This window comes from Rhodococcus sp. UNC23MFCrub1.1 (assembly GCF_000686025.1).
Lineage (GTDB): Bacteria > Actinomycetota > Actinomycetes > Mycobacteriales > Mycobacteriaceae > Rhodococcoides.
On sequence record NZ_JMLQ01000001.1, the window covers coordinates 935,167 to 958,390 of the forward strand.

Here is a 23,224-nt window from a genome sequence, read left to right on the forward strand (position 1 = left end):
CATGGGGTCGAGCGCGTCAACCCTCGAATCGAACCGGGTTCAGTCCGATGAGGTCGGCGATGCGGCGGCGGTGGTACACCGCATCGCCGAGCAGCGCCTCGTCACCGGTAGCTCGGCGAAAGTATCTGTGCGCCTGGTGCTCCCACGTGAAGCCGACGCCACCGTGCAGCTGCACCGCCTCGGCGACCGACTCGGACGCGACCTCCGTGCACACGGCGCCGGCGATCGCGACCGCGAGCGCGGCACGGTCCGGGGAGCTGTCGTGGAGCGCAGCAGCGAAGCGGGATGCCGATCGCGCTCGTTCGAGAGAGAGGAGCAGGTCGGCGAGTCGGTGCTTCACGGCCTGGAAGGAGCCGACGGGCCGACCGAACTGCTGCCTGGTGGTGACGTACTCGACGGTCATCTCCAGCATGCGATCGGCGATTCCCGTGTGCTCGCTCGCCAGCCCGATCGTCGCTCGCGCTGTCAGGTCGTCGAGAGCGGAGGCCGTGTCCGCCACCTCGGTGAGCACGGACGCCGCTGCCGAGTCGAGGTGCACGTCGGCGCGCGGCCGCGTCGGGTCGATGACCGTCCGCGGGACGGCGCGCACCGCGTCGGAGAGGGGTACGGCGAACACTCGGGCGCCGTCCGCCGTGTGCGCCCCGACCACGACGACATCGGCCGACGCACCGTGAACGATGTCGGTCGCGACACCGCTCAGACGCCATCCGTCTGCCGCGTGGTCGGCCGTGATCACCTGCGTGACCGCTCGTCGCGTATGCGACACGGGCAGGTGCACCGCGACGCGGAGTTCACCGGCGAGGGCACCGGACAGCAACTCGTCCACAGTTCCGGCCGGAGCTCGGAGCAGCGCGTGCACGCCGACACCGGCCGCGAACAGCACCGGTTCCGACACGAGCGCTCGGCCGCACTCCTCCAGGACCACGGCCATGTCCGTCATCCCGTACCCGAGGCCGCCACGATCCTCGGGAACGGACAGCATGGTCACGGCCATGTCGTCCACGAGTGTCCGCCACAGTGCCGTCGGGTCCCCCTCGTCTCGCCCACGGTGCCGCGCCAGTACTGCGCGCATCGCGGACCGGAGATCGGTCTGCTCCGGCCCGGGAATCAGGCCCGCGGGCTCCGCCTCCGGCCAGGGTGAGTAGGTGACGTCGTCGATCGCTGCAGACATAACACTCCTGAGTCGAGTTCAGTTCTGTTTCGAGAGTATCGGCGAAATGGAAGACATGCGGACTTTTCTTGAACTAAGTTCGGTTCATGCTTCGAATCGAGTCCTACTACGCCACCCTCGACAGCGGTGAGCTCGAGCAGGCGACCGACATGCTGGCGGAGAGCGTCTCCTTCGTGATGATCGTCCCGACGGGAGCCCGAGCCGGCACCGGTCGCGCCGCGATGCTCGACTACCTCACCGGACGTCCCCCTGTCGGCCGGCAGCATCGACTGCTGCGACGCGCACAGGACGGCGACGTCCAGTTCGCCCAGGGAGCCGTCACCGAGCACGGCGATGTCGTGACGGGATATTTCGTCGCGGCGATGCACCTCGACGAGAACGGGCTGATCGACCGCTACCAGGTGTCGTTCGATCCCGACCACGCACTGGTGCCGTGGGCCGGTTCCGACGCGCCCTCGACCGACCCGACAGGAGCACGACGATGACGACCGACGCGACAGCAGTCCTGCGAACATGGTTCTCGTACATGGACTCCGAAGATCCCGACCGGGTGCTGACCATGATCACGGACGACTTCCGGATGTCCGTGCAGTTCTCCCGTGGCGAGGGAGCATCCGCCGAATTCGTCGGCGACAGAGAGGGACTCGTCCTCTACCTCGCCCAGCGTGAGAAGAGCACCCTCGTCCATCACATCGACGTCGGATCCCGGGTGGGCGACGTGGAACTCGTACTGGGGCGGACCACGCGAGACGGCGACTTCGAGGCGTCCTTCAACGCGACCGCGTCGGTCGACGCGGCCGGCTCGATACGCCGGTTGCTCATCTGCCGGACACCGGAACTCGCGTTCGACTGACGCCGTCGACCACAACTGACAGGAGACCCTCATGACCACGTGGTGTCGTACGCTCGCGGCGCTGACATCGGCAGCCGCAGTCGGGTTGTCGGCGGCCTGCAGCGGTGGGGCGACAGCGTCCGGACCGGTGTCGGGCACGTGGGACGACGTGGTCGCCGCGGCGAAGGACGAGGGATCCGTCTACCTGTACTCGTCGCAGCACCCCGAGAACCTCGCCTCGGTGAAAGCCGGATTCGAAGCGACGTATCCGGGCATCACGGTGGAGTTCACGCGAGGTTCCGACGTCGAGCTGAACCCCCGCGTGGACGCGGAGCACAAGTCCGGGCGCGGGATCGGCGACGTCCACATGACCACCGACCCCGCGTGGATCCGCGCGGCCGCCGACTCGGGCGAGTACTCGGTGAACGTCGTCGGCCCCTCGTTCGACAATCCCGACTACGGTCGAGACACCAGCGTGGTGAACGACAAGCTCTTCCTCACCAGCGCGGCCGTTCTGGGGCTCGGCTGGAACACCACGGCACTGCCGGACGGTCTCGACAGTCCGGAGGATCTCCTGGCTCCCGAACTGCGGGGACGTGTCGGCGTCGTCAATCCTGCGGGCTTCGCCGCCGTGACCGATCAGTTCCGGTTCTTCGACCGCAACTGGTCACCCGACTACACCGACGAACTCGCGCAGAACGAGCCACGTGTCTATCCCGGTGTTCTGGCCGTCGCACAGGGCCTCGGGTCCGGAGAGATCATCGCCACGCCGATGGTCCAACCCCTCGTGCGCGAGCAGGAGGCAGGCGCACCCGTCGGGTGGTTCAGGCCGGACCCGGCGTGGGGCGCCCCCTACTACTCCCATGTTCTCGCATCCGCACCGCACCCGAATGCAGCGCAACTTCTCGCCGACTTCCTCGTCTCCCCCGAGGGCCAGCAGGCGTTGTCGAAGGGGTACGCGAGTGTGCTGCCGAACATCCCGGAGTCGGTCGGACGCGCACAGGACATCGCACTGACCGACCCCGCGGACCTCGACCCCGCAGCGGTCACCGAGTACCAGGCGGAGTGGGAACAGCGTTTCATCCGGTGACGTCGGGCTTCATCCGGTGATGCCGGCGGGCGGCGAAGGGGCACAGGCCATGACACGACCACCGACCGTCACACTCCTGACGCCGTTGCGTGTGCGCCGATTACGCATGATGTTGGGTTTCGAACTCGGCGCCGCCATCGGCATCTGGATCCTCGTTCTGGCGGTCCAGTGGACCCTGACCCGAGCAGGAGAATCCGCGTTCGCAGTGTCGGGCGTCCAGTTCGCCGCCAGCCTGCCCTTCTTTCTGCTCTCCCTCCCCCTCGGCGCGATAGCGGAGCACGCCGGCCATCGAACTCTGCTGACCGGCACGGCGATCGGTCTGTTGATCACGTCGGCAGTGCTCACGGTGCTCCAGGCCCTCGACCTCGCGACGACGCCGGTTCTGATGGCGGCCGTGTTCCTGTCGGGGTGCGGTCTGGCGTCGGTGGCGATCGTCTGGCAATCGCTGCTGCCGACGCTGGCAACCCGCGAGATGATGACCGTCGTGCCCGCGATCGACGGTGCCATCTTCAACGGTGCGCGCGCCATCGGTCCAGTACTCGGCGGAGCGCTCCTGGCCGCATGGGGCGCTACCTCGACCTTCGGCCTCGTCACGGTCGTGTTCGCGATCTGCGTTGTCCTGGCCGCCAGTCAGATCCCGCCCCGGTCCGGGCGAGTCCCCAGGACCGAGTCGGTTCTCGAATCGGTGGCGACGAGTCTGCGGTTCATCCGTCACTCGCGTTGGACGCGGAGGTTGTTGTTCCGTGTCGTAATGTTCGGCCTGCCGGCGAGTTGCCTGTGGGCTCTGCTGCCGGTCGTGGCGTACGAGATGCTTCACGTGACGACGTTCGAGTTCGGAGTGTTGTCCGGAGCGATCGGTGTCGGCGCGGTGGCGGGCACCATCGCCTCGATGCCTCTGCGAAGCCGCCTGAGCTGGAACGTGTTCGCGGCCCTGGGCTCTGCCGCGTACGCACTGGTTCTGCTGGGTATCGCCGTCGTGGCGTGGATGCCCGCCGTGGTCGCTCTGTTGGTGATCGTCGGCGCGGCCTGGGTGGGCGTGCAGAGTACGTGGATGATCGCGACGCACGCGGTCATGCCACCCTGGATCAAAGCCCGAGTGATCGCCGTCGTGATGCTGACGTTCCAGGGCAGCCAAGCAGTCGGTGCCCTTCTGTGGGGATTCCTCGCCGACACGATGGGGCTCGTCTCCGCGGTCGTAGTCTCCGCCGTCGCGATGTCGGTGTCGTCTATCGGACTGCTGCGCCGAGGCATTCTGCCCAGCGACTCCATCGCGCCCGATCCGTCCGGTGCCGCCGGCCCTCCCGAACTCGAACCGCATCATCGTGGAGCGACGATCGTCGTCGAGACGACGTACGCGGTCCGTCCGCAGCGGGCGGACCACTTCGTCCACGCCATGACTCGTCTGAGGTCGTCGCGCCTGCGCCTCGGCGCATCGCGGTGGGCGCTGACCAGGGTGAGCGACTCCGCCTCCACGTACGTCGAATTCTGCACCTTTCGGAACTGGGCCGAGTATTCCGCCCAGGAGACCGTCCGTCTCACCGTGCCGGAACGGCTCGTCCGAACGGACCTCGCGCTCGACCTGGCGGAGGAACCGCGTGTTCGAGTTCTCGTCCGCCCCAGAACACCCGCCGACAGAACACCCGCCGACAGAACCGAGTCCACATGAACGATCACTTCCCCCACCTGTTCTCACCGATCCGGATCGGCGGACTCACGCTGAAGAACAGGCTGGTCGCACTCCCGGCGGGCACGTCGATGGCGGTCGACGGTGTGCCCACCCACGGGGACACCGAGCACGTCGAGCGTCTGGCCGCGGGTGGAGTGGGCTTGATCATCGGGGGTGCCACGGTCGTGCACCCGACGACGACGCTGCTATCGCGCAAGCTGATCGAGGCCTACCGGGTCGAGGTCATTCCGAGCACAGCGGCCAAAGTGTCTGCGGCGCATCGCCACGACGCACGATTCATCGGCCAACTCTGCCATCTCGGACGTGAGTTCATCGGCGGCGAATCGGATGCGCCGCCCTCCGCGCCCTCGGCGATCAAGACCGCGCGCGACGCCTACCCACCCCACGAACTGTCGGTCACGGAGATCGAGGACATCGTCGAGGGTTGGCGCACGTCGACGCGAAACCTGGTGCGAGCAGGTGTCGACGGGGTGGAGCTCCATGCTGCGCACGGGTACCTCCCCGCTCAGTTCATGTCCCCGCTCACGAACCGACGAACGGACGATTTCGGCGGCTCGTTCGACGGCCGAATGCGCTTCACCCGGATGGTGATCGAGGCGATGCGGTCGGAGATGCCCGCGGGGCTCGCACTCGGAGTGAGGTTGAGCGGGGAGGAGGAGATCCCCGGCGGAATGTCGATCGACGACTGCGTTCGCATCGCCGAGAACGTGGCCGCGGTCGGCGTCGACTACTTCAGTATCACCCACGGCACCCGCGGGAAGTACGTCAAGGATTCCACCGGCGCGGACGCGGTCGCGATCCCGTCGGCCGCGAGGGTCCGAGCGGCGACCGGGACGCCGACCCTCGTCGGACAGCGAATACGCGATGCGGGCGTTGCGGACCACGCCATCAAGACCGGACAGGTGGACATGGTCGGCATGGCACGGGCGCTGATAGCGGACCCCGAACTGCCGAACAAGTCCCGAACCGGTCGCCTCGACGAGATACGCGGCTGCCTCGGCGTCAACCAGGACTGCAGGGCCTTCGACCCGCATCTGCACTGCGCGGTCAATGCCGAGATCGGGCGTGGTCGCCACGTCGACGTCGGTCGACGAGCCCACGCGACGAAGGACGTCGTCGTGATCGGCGGCGGCCCCGCCGGCCTGGAAGCCGCTCGCGTGGCCGCAGGGAGGGGCCACCGCGTCACCGTGTTCGAGAAGAGCAGTGCCCTCGGAGGATCCGTACGAGTCGCTGCCTCGGCGCCCCATCGCGCGACGCTCATCGACATCGTCGACTATCTGGAACGTGAGATGCGTCGGCTGAAGGTCGAGGTTCACCTGTCGGCCGGAATCGGCGAGGACGACCTGGACGAGATTCGCTCCGCGTCGGACCACATCGTGGTGGCGACAGGATCGCGTCCTGCGGACGTGACCCCGTCCCTCCGGACGCGGACCGCCTACAGCGTCGACGACGTTCTGCTCGGCCGCGTATCGAGCGATGCGGGCAGGGTGGTGGTGTTCGACGACGGTGACGGCTTCTGGCCGGCGTACAGCGCAGCCGAAGCACTCGTGCAGCGGGGCTGGGAGGTCACCGTGGCCACGACGCTCACGGCTCTCGCGTCCCGAATCCCCACCGAGAGTGCAGGACCGCTGCTCGATCGACTGGGTGACGCAGGGGTCGACGTCAAGATCGCGCACGCCCTTCACGTCCCCGACGACCCGGCACATCCGGTGACCCTGCGCCCGGTCTTCGGGACGGGCGACCTGCCCTACGAGGACGCCGCCATCGTGTGGCACCAGCCGCGAGTGGCACTGTCGTCGTTCGGACTCGACTCGAGCTCCACCGTCAGCGTCATCGGAGACTGCGTCACACCACGGCGCATCGGTCACGCGATCGCAGAGGGATATCGAACAGGCGCAGAACTCTAGAACTCCGATGCCGCTGAACCACACCAGCGGCACATCACGAAAGAATGGGAGACACATCATGTCGTTCGTACTCGTGCACGGTGCCGGAATGGGCGCGTCGTGTTGGGACCGCCTCGTACCGCGGTTGACCGATCGCGTCGTCGCGGTCGACCTTCCCGGCCGCGGCGAACGCGCAGACGTCGACCTGCGCACCGTCACCCTGGAGGACTGCGCCGACGCGATCGTCGCGGACGTGGAGCGTGAGGATGTCACCGACATCGTGCTGGTGGCCCACTCGTTCGCCGGAGTGTCGGTCCCGCGCGTTCTCGACAGGCTGCAGGACCGTGTCCGGCACGTGGTCTTCCTGGCCGCGGTAGTCCCGCCGGACGGAACGGCGGTGATCGACGGGATCGATCCTGCGGTTCGCGACATCGTGAAGGCGTCCATCGTGGACGGCAGATACGTCCAGGGCCCCGAGGGGGCACAGGCCATGTTGTGCAACGACATGGACGACGAGCAGACCGCGTGGACTCTCGAGCAGCTCGTCGACGACTCCGGCGCGCTGCTCACCGAGGCCGTCGATCTCTCCGGCCTCCGGGTCGACGTCCCCCGCACCTTCATCCGTACGGCGAGGGACGTGTGCTATCCACCAGCACTGCAGGAAGCCTCGTCCGCACTGGTGCGCGCCGGAGCCGAGTCGGGACACGTCATGGACATCGACTCCGGACACATGCCGATGATCAGCGCCCCCGACCACCTCGCATCGCTGCTCGACTCCCTCTCCGCCGACTGAGTTCCGACGGGGATGCCCGCGAGGTCATCCCAGTCGGACGAGCGTCTTACCGATGTTCTCCCCTGCCAGCATCGAGACCAGTGCGGCCGGGGCCGAATCGAGCCCGTCGAACACCCATTCGTCGTACCCGAGACGACCCGCGTCGATGAGGGAGGTGATCTCCGCGCGCATGTCGGCTTCGAGATGCAGGAACGATCCGGCCCGGTACCCCCGCATCGACAGATTCTTCGACACGAACTGGAACAGGTTGCCGGGAAGACTCGGCGCGTCGGCCGCGTCGTACTGGGACATCTGGCCGCACATCGCGATACGTCCGTTCGGTCGGAGTGCGTCGATCGCTGCAGTCAGGTGATCACCGCCGACACAGTCGAAGTACGCGTCGATGCCGTCGGGAGCCGCGGCGGCCAACGCCGCGGGCAGAGATTCGTGATGATCGAAGGCGTCCGCCAGGCCGGACGCTCGCAGATGGGCCACCTTGGCCGCTGACCCTGCCGAGCCGATGACGGTGGCCCCTCGTGCCACCGCGAGTCCCGCCGCGAGCCCACCGACCGCACCGGCAGCGGACGACACCCACACCGTGTCCGCGGGCCCCACGTCGAGGATGCCGATCATCCCCGCGTACGCGGTGAGACCGGAACTGCCCAGGGGCCCGAGGAACCACTGTTCGGGCAGACCGCCCGGACGGACGACGGTGGGCGACCCGTAGCCACCGATCGTCGCGGTGTTGGCCGAGATGAGGGCGTGCTCACGGAAACCCAGTGTGTGAGTGACGATGTCACCGACAGCGAAAGCGGAGCTCTCCGACTGTTCGACGACGCCGAGAGCGAGACCTCCCAGTGCCTGCCCCGGCGCGAAGGGCGGGAGATAGCCTCCCGGCGTCTGCCTCGACAGCCGGATGCGGATCGACGGATCGATCGAGAGCCACGTGTTGCGGACGAGCACGTCGCCGGAACGGAGCTCGGGCACCGGCGCATCCACCACCTCGAGGTCACCACTCGTCAGTGCGCCGTTCGGCCACGAGCGCAACACGACATGACGGGTCGAGATCACCCCGGTCATGCCGCACCTACCGCGCTCGGCGTCATCCCGGTCCACCGGCGGAAGGCGCGCCGGAACGCCCGTGGTTCCGAGTAGCCCAATCGGGCCGACACGATGTCCAGGGCCTCGCCGCGCCGAAGCGCCTCCACCGCGCGGGCGGCGTCGTGTCGAGCACGCAGAGCACCCAGAGTGGTCGACTCACCGGCGAGCAGGCGCCGTAGGTGCGGCTCGCTGATGTGGAGAGCGCGGGCCACCGCGGTGGTACTCGGCAGGGGTCCGCGCGCACAGGATGCGAACTCGCACAACACCCGTCGAGATACCGGTCCGAGTTCGATCCCTCCGGATCGCGTGTCGGTCATCGGTCCCCCACGGTCCGAGACGACCTGGCGGGCGTCCGCCGCACGACTGGCGGGCTCCACGCCCGGTCCGAGGGTCCGTACAGCCGCAGCAGCAACCGGAAGTCTCCGGACGGAGTCGGGAGCCAGTTGCTCGTCCCTTCCGCGGGCGGGGTCGACGCGAGTCGAACGGTCAGGGATCCGTCGTGCGCCACCGTCACGCCGGGCGTCCGGTCGGTGATTGCATATCGGCCGATCGAGTTCTCGCACAGCAGTCCTCGCTTGTGGTAGACGGTGAGGGACCAGAAGAAGCGCACCGGCGGCGCCTCGCCGGCAGCGAAAGTGATGTCGTAGGAATGCGCACCCGACAAGGGGCGCCCACCGTCGTCCACCTCACACACCGGGTACAGCGCCTCGTCCGCCGGGTTGACGTAGATCTGAGACAACGCGACGGCCGCGCGCAGAAGATGGTCGTCGCCGAAATCCGTGCCGAGTTCGTTGACCGACCAGCCGTTCGTCGTCCGGCCCAGCGACCTCACCCGGTCGGCGATCGCGTCCAGGCCGTCGGACAACCCTGCTGCGAACTGCGAACGTGCTCGCGTGAACTGTTCCCCTGCGTGCAGCGCTCTACGCAGTCGCGCCATGCTCTCGCGGACCGCGGGTGGCACGTCCGCCGCCGCGACACCGGCGACGGCGTGGTCCAGCGAGTCGAGAAAGGCTTCCGGATCGCGTAGTTCGTCATCGCGTTCACGGAGGACGAGCGTGCGGGTGGCAGCGTCGCACGCAGCTCCGGGCGCACGCGGCCCATCCAGCACGATGGCGTCCTGCACGGCGATCACTCGCCGGAGATCCTCGGCATCGTCCGGTCGCACCAGGATGCGCACTGCAACCATGACATGACGTGTTCGGCAGGCCACCAGTAGTTCGTCGTCCGCCGTGACCACCTCGCTGCCCGAGCGGACGATATGCAGTGTCGGCAAACGGCTCCCGTGTGTCCGCTGACCCTGTACCGCGATGGTCGTCGAGTCGGCCTCACCTATCTGAATGCAGTAGTAGCGGTCCCCGAGATCGGGCATTCGAAGCGTGAACGACCCGACATCGAGGTCGACGAAGGCCAGTGAGTAGAGCGTGTCCACGTTGGGAGCCACTCCTGCGGTGAGGGTGGGATCGGACAACCTGCGCTGATGGCCCATCGTGTTCAGCGCTGCACCCGCCGATGTGAGCGGCCGGTCCACGTCAGGCTCCAGCGGGGATGTGAACCGGAGACGCAGTCGCTGAGCGAAGACGAGCGGAAATCCCCAGATCTGCAGCGCGCGCGCGTCGCGGAACAGCTCGTCGCCACCATCCGAGCAGTCGGGTGCAGTCACACCACGACCATAACTGAAATGAGTTCGATTAGGCTAGGGACTCTCAGTGACATTGCGAGCCCTCGACCGTCAGGAGAAGTCATGTCCCAGGAGGAGGCGCACGATCGTCGGCGCCCGCGCCGGGTCTACGCCGTCGGTGCCGAACCGGACGCACGGTTCAGCCTGGCGAACGAGCGGACGTACCTCGCGTGGATTCGAACATCGTTGGCGTTCATGGCAGCCGGAGTCGCGCTCGACGTGTTCGAGGTCGGAGGGGACACGACGCCCGCACGGATCGCATCGGTGCTGCTGATCGGATGCTCCGTCGTTCTGCCGCTGCACGCGTGGTGGGCCTGGGGCGCAGTCGAATCGAGCCTGCGCCGTAATCGGCCGCTTCCGTCCCCTCGTGTCGGAGCACCCCTGGCCGCCCTGCTGGCGGTGGCCGCAGCGCTGGTCGTCTGGTCGGTCTTCTCGTGACGGGACCACCCGAGGACAGGCCAGCGGGCGCACTCGGGGACGGTGGTCTCCAGGTCGAACGGACGGCGCTCGCCTGGCGGCGCACCGAGTGCTCGGTGGCGGTGTGCGCCCTGGTGGGTCTGCGCCTGGCCACCCACCAGGGTGACGTACCGACGGCTGTAGCCGCCGGCGTCGTACTGACCGGCGCCGTCGCTGCGCTCGTCGTCGACATCGTTCGGCGACGGAAGCGCAGGCGCGCGGACGCCGGCCCGGACGCGCCGCGAGGAATCCCGGCGCGCGCTCACGTACTGGCAGTCCTCACTGCGAGTCTCGGCGTCCTGGCACTGATCGTGGCCCGCACCGTGACGTTCGGCCCCGAGCACTGAGCCCGGGGCCGTTCCGTGGCTCGGTCAGCCCTGGAACTTCTGCTCCCACTCACGGGATTCCCGCTCGATGAACTCGGGAGTGAGTTGTGTCGGATCGGGCCCGGCGATGTCATGGGCGTCGGCGGTCGCGCCGTCGATACCGGGCAGCGCAGTCGCGACCCCGATCGCCTGCGCCCGTTGACCTTCGGGGCTGACCAGGAAGTCGGCCAGAACCTGCGCAGCGTTGGGATGGGGCGCGACCGACGTGACGTGACCGTAGAACGGTGTTCCCCACGACGGCGTCGGGAGCACCCAGTTCACCGGAGCGCCGGACGCGACCTCCTGCACGAGAGGCTGGACCATGGGGGAGACGACGACCTCACCGGAGGTGAGTGCCTGCGCGACCCCCAGCGCGCTCGGGTAGATGCGAGGCTGCTGCTCGGCGAGCTGGTCCACGAAATCGTCGCCGAAGTTCTCGCGGTAGAAGCGGTAGAGATCCACGTAGGACGCGATGCCGACGGGGTTGACCACGCCCACCTTGCCTCGGTACTCGGGGCGCAACACATCGCGCGGATCGGTGAGTCCGGCCGGCACGGTTCCCGTGTTCCACCCCATGCCGAAGGTGGCGGCGACGTCGAGGAAGAACCTGTCGTTCTTGACGCTGCGGTCCCGTCCGTAGTCCGGATCGTCGAACGCGTCGCCCTTCAGAGACTGGGAGTACGCGCCGGACTCCGCCGCCGACGCGATCCATGCCGTGTCCGTGACCACGTGTACGTCCGCCGTGCCCTTACCGGTCTTGTTCTCGGTCTCGACACGAGGATTCAGATCCGCGTCCGTTCCGCGAACGAAATCGAGAGTGATCTCGGGGTACGTCTGACTCCAGGCCTTCTTCACGCTGTCGAGGATCGTGGTGTTCTGGCTCGAGTACAACATCACCGACCCCTCGGACTTCGCCGCGGCGACGACGTCGTCCCAGCTCCCCTCCACCGGAGAGGTACCCCCTCCACCGCTGCTGCCGCACGCCGTCATCGTCAGCGCCACCACCCCGACCACAGCGATCGTGGTCGTCCGGATCGATCTACCGAGAGCACTCATGTCCATCTCCTTTGTTGAACTGACCTCAGTTCACCAAGTAGGGTGGGCAGAGTCAAGAGCGATGGCGGGTGCGCGTACAGGTCGGTGCGCCGGGTGAAGGAGTGTCGGATGACTCGAGGACGAGAAGCGGCCACCGTGAGTGGCCCGACGCCGTACGACCCTGCTCGAACCGACCAGTACCAGGAATCGACGTCCGACGACGTCCGACCCGTGGCCGCCGACGAGGCGCTCACATTCGCGTCCGTGCTCGCGCAGCAGGCAGTGCTGTACGGCGTGCCCGCCGTCTACCAGTACGCGAGCATGTGTGCACAGTGCGCTCCGGATGCCGACGGTGCACCGTGGTCCGTCAACACCTTGGTCCACGAGAGAAGCACGGCCGGTTCGGATTTCCGCCAGTTCCGGGTTCCGAACGTCGACACGGTCTACTCCAATGCCTGGCTGGATCTGACCGACGGACCGGTGACCATCGAGCTACCCGACTTCGGTGGCAGGTACTACACCCTCGAATTCCTGGACGCCCACAGCAACGTGAGCAACGTCAGCGCGCGGACGCATCCGGACGGTCCACGCAGGATCGTGGTGATCGCGCCGGGCCAGGACGACCCCGACACCGCGCGGTCGTCCGACGTCGTGTCCTTCCCCGTGTCCACCCCGCTGATGTGGCTGCTCATGCGCATCCAGGTTCACGGCGCTCCCGACGACATCGACACGGTCAGGACACTGCAGGACTCGGTCGCCCTCACCGGTCCACCTCCCCGCTCCCGTTCGTGGCCCGTGCTGCTCCGGGAGGAGGTGGAGTCGTCCGCCGCCGCGTTCCTGACGGCCCTCGATGCCGTGGTGGCCGTCAACGGTGTTCCGGTGCAGGATGTGTCGCACGTTCACCAGTTCCGTCAGCTGAACGTCGGTCCCGGTACGCCGGAGGTCGGCGATCTCGACGAGGTGGTGTCACGAGGCGCCGACCTCGGCTTCACACGCGCCATGTCCCTGCTCGACACGTCCCGATCCCGCCTCGGGCGGCGCACGGCGTCCGGGTGGACGCGGGTACTCGACAAGGGCGCACACGGACACAACTTCGTGGCACGCGCCGTCATGAACTTCGTGGGGCTCGGAGCCAACGTCGTCGAGGAGAACTGCTCGTACAACACGTACGTCGACTCCGACGGGAACGCACTGACGGGCCTCGAAGGCTGCACCTACGAGATCTCTTTCTCCGAACCCCCACCCGCAGAGGCGTTCTGGAGCGTCACCCTGTACGAGGCCGATACCGGCTGGCTGTACGACGCACCCGGCGACGTGTTCTCCGTCGGATCGACCACCTCGTCGGACGGTGTGGTGTCCACTCCCTCTCGCATCGTGGTCGGGTACGCGAGACCCGATGACCTCGATAGTCGGGAATCCTGGCTTCCCGCCCCACCACGTCCGTTCTTCCTGGTACTACGCATGTATCGACCTCACGAAGACGCGGTGACCGAACATTGGTCACCGCCGCCTGTCGATCCGTCGAGGGTTCCGTCACCTACGTGCCCGTGAGCCTCGAACCACGTCTCAGCACGACCCCACCGAGCGAACGCTCCTGGACCATGTGAAAGGGAACCACCATGGCGATCGATCTGACCTACGACCCCGTCGTCCGCGAGTGGATCGAGCGCACCCGCACGTTCACCCGCGAGCACGTCCTGCCCATCGAGGACAAGTTCCTCGGTGACGTGACCGCCGCGGGCGGCGACGACCTACGCCGGGAACTGCAGGCCGCGGCGAAGGACGCAGCAGTCTTCGCTCCCCACGCGCCCCGCGAGTACGGCGGCGGCGGACTGTCCATGAGCGACCGCGCCCCCGTGTTCGAGGAAGCCGGCTACTCCCTCTTCGGACCGATCGCGACGAACATCGGCGCACCCGACGAAGGCAACGTCCACCTGCTCGCCCACGTCGCCTCCCCCGCCCAGAAGGAACAGTTCCTCGCCCCCCTCGCCCGCGGCGACGTGCGGTCCGCGTTCGCGATGACCGAACCCGCACCCGGCGCCGGCTCGGACCCCTCCGCCCTCACCACCACCGCCACCCGCACCGACGGCGGCTGGCGCATCGACGGCCACAAATGGTTCATCACCGGCGCCGACGGCGCCGGATTCTTCATCGTCATGGCCCGCACCTCCGGCACCCCCGGCGACCGCGGCGGCGCCACGATGTTCCTCGTCCCCGCCGACACCGCCGGCATCACCGTCGGCCGCCACATCAGCACCCTCGACCGCGCCATGATCGGCGGGCACTGCGACGTCACCTTCGACCGCGTCGTCGTGCCCGAGGACAACGTCCTCGGCGCCGTCGACGAAGGATTCACCTACGCCCAGGTCCGCCTCGGACCCGCCCGCATGACCCACGTCATGCGCTGGCTCGGCGCCGCCCGACGCGGACACGACGTCGCCGTCGCCCACGTCGCCCACCGCGAAGGGTTCGGCAGCCGCCTCGGCGACCTCGGCATGGTGCAGAAGATGATCGCCGACAACGAGATCGACATCGCCGCCACCCGAGCCCTGCTCGTCACCGCCTGCCACGCACTCGATCGCGGCGACCCCGCGAGCAACGAGACCTCCATCGCCAAGACCTTCGCCGCCGAAGCCATCTTCCGCATCGTCGACCGCGGCGTGCAGATGTGCGGCGGACTCGGCGTCTCCGACGACCTGCCCCTCGCCCGACTCTCCCGCGAGGTCCGCCCCTTCCGCGTCTACGACGGCCCCTCCGAAGTGCACCGGTGGGCCATCGCCAAACGCGCCGTCGGCGCCGCCCGCCGCGCCGCGAAGGAACAGCTGTGACCACCACCCTCCCCGGCATGAACATCGCCGCACTCGAGACGTTCCTACGCGACAACGGCATCGACATCACCGGGCACCTGCGCGTCGACCGCATCGCCGGAGGACGGTCCAACCTCACCTACCGCGCCCACGACGACACCACCTCGTGGATCGTGCGGCGCCCCCCGGTCAGCGGACTGACCCCCTCCGCCCACGACATGGCCCGCGAGTGGACCGTCACCCGCGCCCTCGCCGGCACCGACGTCCCCGTCGCCACCGCCGTCGCCTTCGACGCCGACGGCGCCACCCTCGGAGCTCCGATGACCGTCGTCGAGTTCGTCCACGGACAGGTCGTGCGCACCCGCACCGACCTCGACGCCCTCACCGACGACGACATCGCCGCCAACACCAGCGAACTCGTCCGTGTCCTCGCCGCGCTGCACGCCGTCGACCACCACGAGGTCGGACTCGCCGACTTCGGCAGACCCGACGGATTCACCGCCCGACAGGTCGCCACCTGGGGACGGCAATGGCACCGCGTCAAGACCCGCGACCTGAACGACATCGACCGACTCCACCGGGCCCTCACCGACGCCGTCCCCACCCACTGCGCCGCCGCCATCGTGCACGGCGACTACCGCGTCGACAACACCATCCTCACCCACGGCGAACCCGGAACCGTTGCCGCACTCGTCGACTGGGAGATGTCCACCCTCGGCGACCCCCTCACCGACATCGCCCTCATGTGCGCCTACCGGCAACCCATGTTCGACACCGTCCTCGGCGTCGACGCCGCCTGGACCTCCCCCCGCTACCCCGACGCCGACGACCTCGCCCAGCACTACGCCGCCGTATCCGGACGCGACCTCGCCCACTGGAACTTCTACCGCGCCCTCGCCGACTTCAAGATCGCCGTCATCGCCGAAGGCATCGCACACCGCGCCCTCACCTCCGACGATGCAGACGTCACCGCCGCGGCAGCCGCCCACGCCACAGCCGAATTCGCCGCAGCAGGCCTGCGCGCGTTCTCACGGTGACCCGCAGACACCACTTCTGATCGAGAGGCCGACAGCAATGAACGACATCGAGTGCGACGTACTGGTGATCGGCGGAGGGATGGCCGGTCTGACCGCCGGGGCCCGCGCCGCGTCCGCAGGCAGATCCGTCGTCGTGGTGGAGATCGGTGCAGATGTCGGCGGATCCGCGCGCTATGCCGGATACGTCTGGACGGCACCGGATCACACCGTCATGGATGCACAGAACCCGCACGGTGACCCCGCCCTGAGACGACTACTGGTGGACCGGTTCCAGGACGGCGTGCAGTGGATACGTGACACCGGTGTGGAGGTGGGTGACGCTCAGCGAATCCTGTCCTTCGGGCGCGGACACAAGTTCGACACCAACCAGTACGTCGATCTGTGTCGGCGCATCGTCCTCGAGTCCGGCGGATCGGTCCTGCTGAATACGAGCACCGAGAACCTCGAATTCGAGAACGGCGTGGTCACCGGTGCGGTGATCCGAACCGGCACAGCGGAACCACAAGTGGTGCGGGCGGCGCACACCGTACTCGCCACGGGAGGGTTCCAAGGGTCCGCAGCGCTGCTGGCGAAGCACGTTCATCCGAACGCAGGGCGCATGCAGCTGCGGTCGAACCCCCACAGCGCGGGCGTCGGGCTGACACTCGCCGACGGTGTGGGCGCCGCCGCCGGTACGACGAACGCCGGCTTCTACGGGCACCTGATTCCCGGCGGGGTGACCCTGACGGACCCGTCCGATTTCGTCGACATGTCGCTGTACTACAGCGAACACGCGCTCCTGTTCGATCTCGACGGGACGCGCTTCGTCGACGAGACACTCGGTGACCACCTGACGACGATGGCCCTCCTCGACAGACCCGAGGCCCGCGGCCTCCTCGTGGCGGACGCTCGCGTCCACCGGGACTGGGTTCTGGCGTCGTACGTCGAGGGCGCGGTGGCCGTCGACAAGTTCGCACTGGCGGGCAAGCGCGGCGGTCGGGTCGGACGAGCGGACACGCTCAAGGAGCTCGAATACCTACCGGAGGACTGGGGATACGACGGAGCCGCCATCGCGGCCGCGATCGCCGAGTTCAACGAGTCCACCACGTCGGCGGAGGGCCCGACACCGGGACGAGCGCTGGATGCGAGCCCACTGAGCGAACCCCCGTACTACGTCATCGAGGCCGTCCCGGCCGTCACCTTCCCGTTTCACGGCATCAGCGTCGACGCCGGCGCCCGCGTTCTGACACCCGACGGCGAGCCGATTCCCGGCCTGCTGGCAGTCGGTTCCGACACCGGTGGCCTGTGGAACCGCGCGTATGCAGGCGGTCTGGCGGCCGCCCTGGTACTCGGACTCGTCGCAGCGGAGACCGCCGGGTGACCTCTCGGACACGATGACGCCGCGGGCACGCCGCGCGTGTCACGGCTCCCCGCGGCCGTGGAGGGTGGCGATGATGCGCCGCGCCTCCTCCACCGACGAATGCGCCCGAGCAACCGCTCCGGCCCGCAACATCGCCGACGCGACATCGACCGCCACGGCATGCCGCGCGACCAGGATGCCGATGGCCACGCTCGTGAGATCGGTTGCCTCGTCCCCGTCCACGATCGCCAGCGCGGCGTCGCCTGCGACCACGGGCCCGATGACTCGTGCCAGGTGCCCCATCAACACGTCCGTTCCTGCCGGCATCGACGGTTCCCTCACAGAGCGGCGATGGAGTTGAACACTCCCGAGAGGAGCGTCCACGGCGCCGAGCGGCAGCACGCGCACCCACCCCACGTCCAGTGCCACCAGGTCGTCGATCAGCAGCGGCCACCGCGCCCCGTCGTGGCGGTCGTCCACGATGATCGTCCGGCCCACCGCACGGTCACTCGACACGAGATCGACATCCGCGCCGTGCAGGTACAGCAGGTCGGCGATCCTCTCCGCCGACGAGTCGGTGGTGTGCAGCACGCGTCGCGTATCGGGGTGACGCGGGGACGACACGACCACTGCGCCACCGTCCGCGCCGGCGACCCCGACACACACGTCGACGAAATCCGACAACCGCTCCCCCGGGCCGAGTCGAGGCCCGTCGGACGCGGTCGCGTCACCGGGGTCGTTCATGGTCCATCCCTCCACCAGGCGTTCGCAGATCGACTCGCGTACGCCTCGTTCAGCTTTCCCGTCCGCGACGACGGGGGCAGGTCGCATCCTCACGAGACGGCGGACGTGCTCGCGTCCGATACGCCGCCACGACAGAATCGGCGATGCGCCCGCGGTCGGCGATGGCGAAACCATGTCCACGCGCCCACGTGCGGATCGCCGCGGTCTCCGCGCGGTCCGCTGCCGTCCGACGCCGCACCGTCGAGATGTCCTCCGACCGACGTCCTCGGGTGCTCCACTCCGTGAGCAGGCCGTGGATCTGCGCTGCGTTCTCGGACGACAGGTCGATCTCGAACCATGTTCCCCGGTAACCGAACACGACGGTGTCGTCCGCGGACATCCCGTCCAGGTCGTCGATCAGCGTCACGTCAACCTTGCGAACCACGCGGAGCTCCTCGGACACACGTACGAACGACCACGCAGGGTGACCCCGCACGGGCCGATCTGCCGTTGTATCGGTAGGTAGTAGGAAGCCGCCACACTCTGGACGCCGCTGTCTGTGCGTGTCCATACCCTGTCCGGTGCCACTCAACCTTCCGTGAGGGGAAATTTTCTCTCTCGACTCCATCTGATCTTCGAGCGGTGTTTCAGGGTGGTCCCCCACTGGGCACCTTTCTCCGCAGGTGCCCCGCTGCACCCGGAGTTCGGTGCTCGACTGTCGAAACCGACGGCGGTCGGCACCGACTTCCCGAGTTCGCGAGGCCCGTCACCGGTCGGCGCGACCTGAGACAGTGATGGAAAGAGCGCCGTGACCACGTCGGACCCCACACCGCCCGAGCTGCGGCTCGCTCTGGCCGTCCGGGCGGTTGCCGCACTCGCCGACGACGACCACGTCGCCGAGCTGCTCGATCGACTGACCGACGTCGCCTGCACCCTCGTCGATGCCGCCGACCACTGCGGCATCACGCTGTCGATCGGCGATGTCACCTTCACCGCCGCAGCCTCGAGCACGGAGATCGCGCCGATCAACGACCAGCAGTACTCCGCCGACGACGGTCCCTGTCTGCACGCGGCTCGCACGGCCGCCACCATCGTCGTCGATTGCACGGTCGACGACGATCGATGGCCGCATCTCGGACCTGCTGCTCGCCGCGTCGGCATCAACACCATGCTGTGTGCGCCGATCGTCTGCGACGATCGGCCGGTCGGATCGCTGACCCTGTTCGCCCGTGCACCACAGGGTTTCGACGATCTCGATCACCGCCTCGTCGAGCTGCTCACGGGAGTGACAGCGGATGCTCTCGAGAGGGCTCGACGTCGCCGCGAACTACACGGAACCATCGCCGGACTACGGGACGCGCTGGTGCACAGGGCTCCCATCGAACAGGCCAAGGGCATTCTGATGGCACTGCGTGGCATCGACGAGGATGCGGCCTTCACTGTGCTGTCGACCCGCTCCCAACATCTCAATCGCAAGGTGCGCGACATCGCCACCGAGTTCGTCGAGTCCGTCAGCGCCGCCGCGCCGACCGGCGATCTCTGACCATCAGCGACGCACCCGCTCCCCTGTCAGTGGAGCCCACCGTCCACCGGAGCAACGAGGTCCCCCACGTCTCGCGGCTACCCGCGTCGAGCAGGCCGGGTGCGTTTGGCGCTGTACAGGGCCGTGTCGGCGAGGGCGAGGAGGTCGGCGAGCCGGACGGTTCCGGAGTTGTACGCGATCCCGATGGTGACGGACACCTCGACATCGCTCTCGTCGAGCGCGATGGGTTCGCGAACCCTGTCACCTAGTCGGGCGGCCAGCCGGTCCGCACCCTGCTCGCCGCCGGCGCCCGTCGGGGCGAACGACGCAATGATGAACTCGTCGCCACCGATTCTGCCGATCACATCCTCCGAACCGCACTCGGACCGCAGACGCTGAGCGAGCGTACGCAGGACGAGATCACCCGCCGCGTGTCCGTGAGTGTCGTTGATCTCCTTGAAGTAATCGACGTCCACGAACAGCAGCGCCGTCGGAGCAGCGAGGTCGCAGTCCGGGCGGGTGAGCCTCTCCAGCAGTGCCGACCGATTCAGGACACCGGTCAGGTCGTCGTGACGAGACCGGTCCAGAATCGACTGGTAGGCATCGACCAGGCGAGCGGTCCTTTCGACGGTCTCGGTGACGTCGCGGAAATTGATCGCCACGTGCCCGTCCACGAAGCTGCCCGTCAGTTCGATGGTGCGACCGGGCACGTACAGGGATGCCGTCTGCAGCGTCACCTCACCACGCGTGGCGAGGACCTCGCGGTGGAAGTCACCGAAGAACGAGTCCCGCGTCCGCGGCAGTGCGTCGTGAATGTGTCGGCCCAGGATCTCGGCGCGAGGCACCCCGAGATGCCGTTCGCTCTCCGTGTTGATGTAGCGGACCACCATGTCTTCGCCCAACACCATGAAGCCGAGCGAAACCCGATCCAGCACCCGCGTGAGTACGGCGTCTGCGCCGAGTTCGGGGTCCACGGCGAGCACGATGCCGGTGAGAACTCCGGCGCCGGACTCGTTCGTCTTCTCGATGGTCATACTCCGGGTCAGGACGTACCGCAGGGACCGGTCCGGAAGCACGATCCGGTAGAGGCACTCGGCCCCGAGCGAGGTGTGGGCATCCTCGAACATCCGCTGCACGACACTCTCGTCGTCGGGATGCACTCGTTCGTGCCACACCTGCATCGCGGGACGGTCCGCGGGCGCCGCGAAGATCTCCCTCGCGCGGTCGTCGAGATTCAGGCGCCGGGCAGCGATGTCGTAGCGGATCACACCGATGGTGGCCGCTCGCGCCTCGACGTCGGACACCGACGGCTGCCCCGGCGACCACTGCAGACGATGTACCGACACCCTGACACCCACTCGTTCGTGCTCACGGTCGGGGACATCCTTCGCCACCCGCCCCGGATATCGTTCTACACCGGCGCACCCGGCGATCTGACCGTTTCGCCCCATCGCCGGGCGGCACTGGTCGCCGAATAGCCCTGACGGTTCCCCGATGACCGGGGAACCGGAAGCGAGCCGACAGTATGGACACTGCTGTCCGAGTTCGAGAAGAACCAGGGTCGTCGCGCGGAATTGGCCGAGGCTGTCGGTTCAGTGCAGGCGGCGTTGCGCGACACTATTTCACTCGGCTCGAGAGACGGCCCCGAGATCGTGGACGGTCTCGAGATGCACCGGCCCGTCGAGCACCCGCTCCACCCTGACGAGCGGCGTCACACACGTGTCACGCTCACCCCGGCGGGAAGGCCGTCGTCGCCACCAGCGAGACCGTCCTGTCGCCCCGTGGGGTTCACCCGACTCTCCCCCGCCGCCTCACGAGCTGAGATCGACGCTGATTCCCAGTCCTCGCTCACGAGCTGCTGTGATGACGAGGTGGGCGACGGCGAGGTCCTCCGCTCCGATGCCGGTGGAGTCGAACAGTGTGATCTGCTCGTCCGATGATCGACCGATCCTCCGGCCGGTGATGACGTCGCCGATTTCGGTGCTCAGTTCGTCCTCGGTCACCGCACCCTCGGCGAGTGCGAGCACGGCGTCTCCCGATTTGGACAGCGCGGTGGTTCGACTGTCCACGACGATCCGCGACCGTGCCATGGCCTCACCGTCCACTTCACGCTCGTCGGGGCGTGGCGCTGCGCCGACGACGTTCAGATGTGTTCCAGCGGTGAGCCATCCACCTCTCAGGATCGGCTGTACCGACGGGGTGAGAGTGCAGACGATGTCGGCGCAGCGGGCGATCTCTTCCACCGACGCTGCCGACCGGATCGGGAAATCCTCACCCTCGAAGGCCGTGCGGAATGTCGCCACCGTGCTCTCCGATCTGGACCACACGAGAACGCTGGTCACGTCCCGCACGGTGCGGATCGCGCGGACATGCTCGACCGCGAGCGCGCCGGCGCCGACGACGCCGAGCACAGCCGGCCCCGGCCGCGCCAGGTACCGGGTGGCGACTGCACTGGCGGCTGCGGTTCTGATGGCGGTGATCGCGCGTCCGTCCAGCACCGCGACACATTCCCCGGTGCGAGTCGAGGTGACCAGCATCGTCGACCGCTGACGAGGGAGTCCGCGTGCACGGTTCGCGGGGGCGTCGCAGAGCACCTTGGCCACCGCCAGTTCCGCGACACCGGACTGGGCCACCATGGGGATGATGCGGGCGTCCTCGGTGCCGTTCATCGAGGGCGGCACCGGGTTCTGGGCGCTGCCCTCACTCAGCTCCACGAACATCCGCTCGACTGCTTCCAGGACAGTGGTGCGGTCCAGCAGCGCCGAGATCTCCGAGTGGCGCAGTACCAGTGTCATCGTTCAGCCGACCGTCGTCAGTTCCGCAGCGTCGACGATGCGCGAGGTGACCAGATCCTCGAACGCGGGGGCCCGACCGACCATCTTCTCTTCGTGGAGGATGCGCATCCAGCGGTCGCTCGCAGCACCATCGATGCGCACCGTGTCCCAGGTGCGGGATTGCTGGATTCTGGTGCACGCGGCGGTGAGAGTGGGCAGCGGCATGATGGGCCAGTGCTCGGCCAGCAGCGGTTCGAGTTCACTCACGGGCGTCGCCTTGACCGTTGCCATCGCAGCGTCCAGGGCGGAGGTGAACGCGACGAGCCGATCCTCCAGTTCCTCGACACGGTCGGTGCGGCAGTAGTACACACTGTTCGGGCCGAGCCCGCCGACGTCTGCGTACTCGACGACGATGTGTCCGGTGTGGCGATCCGACATCGACTGAGCGGTGGTGATGTCGAGGATGATCGCATCACCGAGTCCGTCCTCGAACAGTTCGACGAACATCGGCGTGGACAGATCGCGGAGAAATGTCGTTGCGGCGGAATCGATTCCCGCTTCCCGCATCATTCCCGCGGTGATCGCATACGGCGCGCTGCCACCGATTCCCGGCGCCAACACGGTTTTCCCGGTCAGCATCGACCAGTCGAATCCGTCCGGTGTCGGTGCTCGCATGACGAGCGCCTTGGGGAACTGGTGGTTCAATTGTGCGAAGACGGTGAGCTGACGAGATGTCCCCCAGTACATTCCGGGAACCCACAGTCCGCCGAGAGCGATGTCCGCAGCGCCGCTGTCGAGATCGTCGAGCACGCCGGTCCACGGGTCACATGCCTTCGCGTGCACCGACAGACCGCGCTCGGCGAACATGCCGGCGTGATCGGCGTAGTACTCCGGAAGGTAGTTCAGCCCGTGCGCGGTGGCGGAGACGAACAGTGATTCGGTCATGATG

The 23,224-nt window shown here is 67.8% G+C and carries 23 protein-coding genes; 13 read left to right on the top strand and 10 right to left on the bottom strand.

Going from position 1 to position 23,224, the window contains the following annotated elements:
• Window positions 1-16 precede the first annotated feature (16 nt).
• The gene (locus BR07_RS0104670; protein ID WP_027504436.1) at window positions 17-1,171 is read right to left on the bottom strand and encodes an acyl-CoA dehydrogenase family protein; all 1,155 of its coding nucleotides are present in this window, start codon (window positions 1,169-1,171) and stop codon (window positions 17-19) included.
• 86 nt (window positions 1,172-1,257) lie between these two features.
• On the opposite strand from BR07_RS0104670, the gene BR07_RS23330 reads away from it, so the two are divergent.
• From BR07_RS23330 to BR07_RS0104700, 6 genes are read left to right on the top strand one after another with little or no spacing between them, the layout of a single operon-like run.
• Complete coding sequence (locus BR07_RS23330; RefSeq protein ID WP_037184069.1) at window positions 1,258-1,656, top strand: nuclear transport factor 2 family protein; 399 nt, start codon at window positions 1,258-1,260, stop codon at window positions 1,654-1,656.
• Window positions 1,653-2,024 carry a hypothetical protein gene (locus BR07_RS0104680; protein ID WP_027504437.1) on the top strand — a complete coding sequence of 124 codons (372 nt, stop codon included), beginning with the start codon at window positions 1,653-1,655 and terminating at the stop codon, window positions 2,022-2,024. The genes BR07_RS23330 and BR07_RS0104680 overlap by 4 nt, the downstream gene beginning before the upstream one ends.
• Before the next feature lie 31 nt (window positions 2,025-2,055).
• Complete coding sequence (locus BR07_RS0104685) at window positions 2,056-3,093, top strand: ABC transporter substrate-binding protein (RefSeq protein WP_027504438.1); 1,038 nt, start codon at window positions 2,056-2,058, stop codon at window positions 3,091-3,093.
• Window positions 3,094-3,142: 49 nt separating this feature from the next.
• A complete protein-coding gene (locus tag BR07_RS0104690; protein WP_197027720.1) occupies window positions 3,143-4,759 on the top strand; it encodes an MFS transporter in 1,617 nt (538 codons plus the stop codon).
• The gene (locus BR07_RS0104695) at window positions 4,756-6,687 is read left to right on the top strand and encodes an oxidoreductase (RefSeq protein WP_027504440.1); all 1,932 of its coding nucleotides are present in this window, start codon (window positions 4,756-4,758) and stop codon (window positions 6,685-6,687) included. Before BR07_RS0104690 ends, BR07_RS0104695 begins: the two co-directional genes overlap by 4 nt.
• A gap of 58 nt (window positions 6,688-6,745) precedes the next feature.
• Window positions 6,746-7,459: an alpha/beta fold hydrolase gene (locus tag BR07_RS0104700; protein WP_027504441.1), complete on the top strand. Its 714-nt coding sequence runs from the start codon at window positions 6,746-6,748 to the stop codon at window positions 7,457-7,459.
• Between the two features lie 24 nt (window positions 7,460-7,483).
• Here BR07_RS0104700 and BR07_RS0104705 read toward each other — a convergent pair whose 3' ends face one another.
• Genes BR07_RS0104705 through BR07_RS23340 form a run of 3 tightly spaced genes read right to left on the bottom strand, consistent with a single transcriptional unit; the run spans window position 7,484 to window position 10,199 of the window.
• Window positions 7,484-8,518, bottom strand: coding sequence for an MDR family NADP-dependent oxidoreductase (locus BR07_RS0104705; protein ID WP_027504442.1), 1,035 nt, complete (start codon window positions 8,516-8,518; stop codon window positions 7,484-7,486).
• Complete coding sequence (locus tag BR07_RS26150) at window positions 8,515-8,856, bottom strand: helix-turn-helix domain-containing protein (RefSeq protein ID WP_051613017.1); 342 nt, start codon at window positions 8,854-8,856, stop codon at window positions 8,515-8,517. The genes BR07_RS0104705 and BR07_RS26150 overlap by 4 nt, the downstream gene beginning before the upstream one ends.
• The gene (locus tag BR07_RS23340; RefSeq protein ID WP_051613018.1) at window positions 8,853-10,199 is read right to left on the bottom strand and encodes a DUF1254 domain-containing protein; all 1,347 of its coding nucleotides are present in this window, start codon (window positions 10,197-10,199) and stop codon (window positions 8,853-8,855) included. The genes BR07_RS26150 and BR07_RS23340 overlap by 4 nt, the downstream gene beginning before the upstream one ends.
• Before the next feature lie 81 nt (window positions 10,200-10,280).
• On the opposite strand from BR07_RS23340, the gene BR07_RS0104720 reads away from it, so the two are divergent.
• Window positions 10,281-10,655, top strand: coding sequence for a YidH family protein (locus tag BR07_RS0104720; RefSeq protein WP_027504443.1), 375 nt, complete (start codon window positions 10,281-10,283; stop codon window positions 10,653-10,655).
• A complete protein-coding gene (locus tag BR07_RS0104725) occupies window positions 10,652-11,020 on the top strand; it encodes a DUF202 domain-containing protein (RefSeq protein ID WP_037184073.1) in 369 nt (122 codons plus the stop codon). The genes BR07_RS0104720 and BR07_RS0104725 overlap by 4 nt, the downstream gene beginning before the upstream one ends.
• Before the next feature lie 24 nt (window positions 11,021-11,044).
• Here BR07_RS0104725 and BR07_RS0104730 read toward each other — a convergent pair whose 3' ends face one another.
• The gene (locus BR07_RS0104730) at window positions 11,045-12,094 is read right to left on the bottom strand and encodes an ABC transporter substrate-binding protein (RefSeq protein ID WP_037184572.1); all 1,050 of its coding nucleotides are present in this window, start codon (window positions 12,092-12,094) and stop codon (window positions 11,045-11,047) included.
• 108 nt (window positions 12,095-12,202) lie between these two features.
• Here BR07_RS0104730 and BR07_RS0104735 point away from each other — a divergent pair, with 108 nt between their 5' ends.
• The 4 genes from BR07_RS0104735 to BR07_RS0104750 all read left to right on the top strand — a co-directional run bounded on the left by BR07_RS0104735 (window position 12,203) and on the right by BR07_RS0104750 (window position 17,277).
• Window positions 12,203-13,624 (top strand): DUF1254 domain-containing protein, encoded by a 1,422-nt coding sequence (locus BR07_RS0104735; RefSeq protein WP_081821078.1) that lies wholly within the window; start codon window positions 12,203-12,205, stop codon window positions 13,622-13,624.
• Between the two features lie 68 nt (window positions 13,625-13,692).
• A complete protein-coding gene (locus BR07_RS0104740; protein ID WP_027504447.1) occupies window positions 13,693-14,901 on the top strand; it encodes an acyl-CoA dehydrogenase family protein in 1,209 nt (402 codons plus the stop codon).
• 17 nt (window positions 14,902-14,918) lie between these two features.
• Window positions 14,919-15,917 carry a phosphotransferase family protein gene (locus BR07_RS0104745; RefSeq protein ID WP_027504448.1) on the top strand — a complete coding sequence of 333 codons (999 nt, stop codon included), beginning with the start codon at window positions 14,919-14,921 and terminating at the stop codon, window positions 15,915-15,917.
• Window positions 15,918-15,954: 37 nt separating this feature from the next.
• The gene (locus tag BR07_RS0104750) at window positions 15,955-17,277 is read left to right on the top strand and encodes an FAD-binding protein (RefSeq protein WP_027504449.1); all 1,323 of its coding nucleotides are present in this window, start codon (window positions 15,955-15,957) and stop codon (window positions 17,275-17,277) included.
• Between the two features lie 39 nt (window positions 17,278-17,316).
• Here BR07_RS0104750 and BR07_RS0104755 read toward each other — a convergent pair whose 3' ends face one another.
• Window positions 17,317-18,000, bottom strand: a complete 684-nt coding sequence (locus BR07_RS0104755) for a hypothetical protein (protein WP_155956916.1) — start codon at window positions 17,998-18,000, stop codon at window positions 17,317-17,319.
• A gap of 49 nt (window positions 18,001-18,049) precedes the next feature.
• Window positions 18,050-18,424, bottom strand: coding sequence for a histone-like nucleoid-structuring protein Lsr2 (locus tag BR07_RS23345; protein ID WP_081821111.1), 375 nt, complete (start codon window positions 18,422-18,424; stop codon window positions 18,050-18,052).
• Between the two features lie 363 nt (window positions 18,425-18,787).
• Between BR07_RS23345 and BR07_RS23350 the strand changes: the two genes are divergently transcribed.
• Window positions 18,788-19,522: a GAF and ANTAR domain-containing protein gene (locus BR07_RS23350; RefSeq protein ID WP_051613020.1), complete on the top strand. Its 735-nt coding sequence runs from the start codon at window positions 18,788-18,790 to the stop codon at window positions 19,520-19,522.
• Window positions 19,523-19,599: 77 nt separating this feature from the next.
• Here the strand turns inward: BR07_RS23350 and BR07_RS0104775 are convergent, their stop codons facing one another.
• The 3 genes from BR07_RS0104775 to BR07_RS26155 all read right to left on the bottom strand — a co-directional run bounded on the left by BR07_RS0104775 (window position 19,600) and on the right by BR07_RS26155 (window position 23,220).
• Window positions 19,600-20,847, bottom strand: coding sequence for a GGDEF domain-containing protein (locus BR07_RS0104775; RefSeq protein ID WP_027504451.1), 1,248 nt, complete (start codon window positions 20,845-20,847; stop codon window positions 19,600-19,602).
• Between the two features lie 465 nt (window positions 20,848-21,312).
• The gene (locus BR07_RS0104785) at window positions 21,313-22,296 is read right to left on the bottom strand and encodes an ornithine cyclodeaminase family protein (protein WP_027504452.1); all 984 of its coding nucleotides are present in this window, start codon (window positions 22,294-22,296) and stop codon (window positions 21,313-21,315) included.
• Between the two features lie 3 nt (window positions 22,297-22,299).
• The gene (locus BR07_RS26155) at window positions 22,300-23,220 is read right to left on the bottom strand and encodes an ABC transporter substrate-binding protein (RefSeq protein ID WP_051613022.1); all 921 of its coding nucleotides are present in this window, start codon (window positions 23,218-23,220) and stop codon (window positions 22,300-22,302) included.
• Window positions 23,221-23,224: the final 4 nt, after the last annotated feature.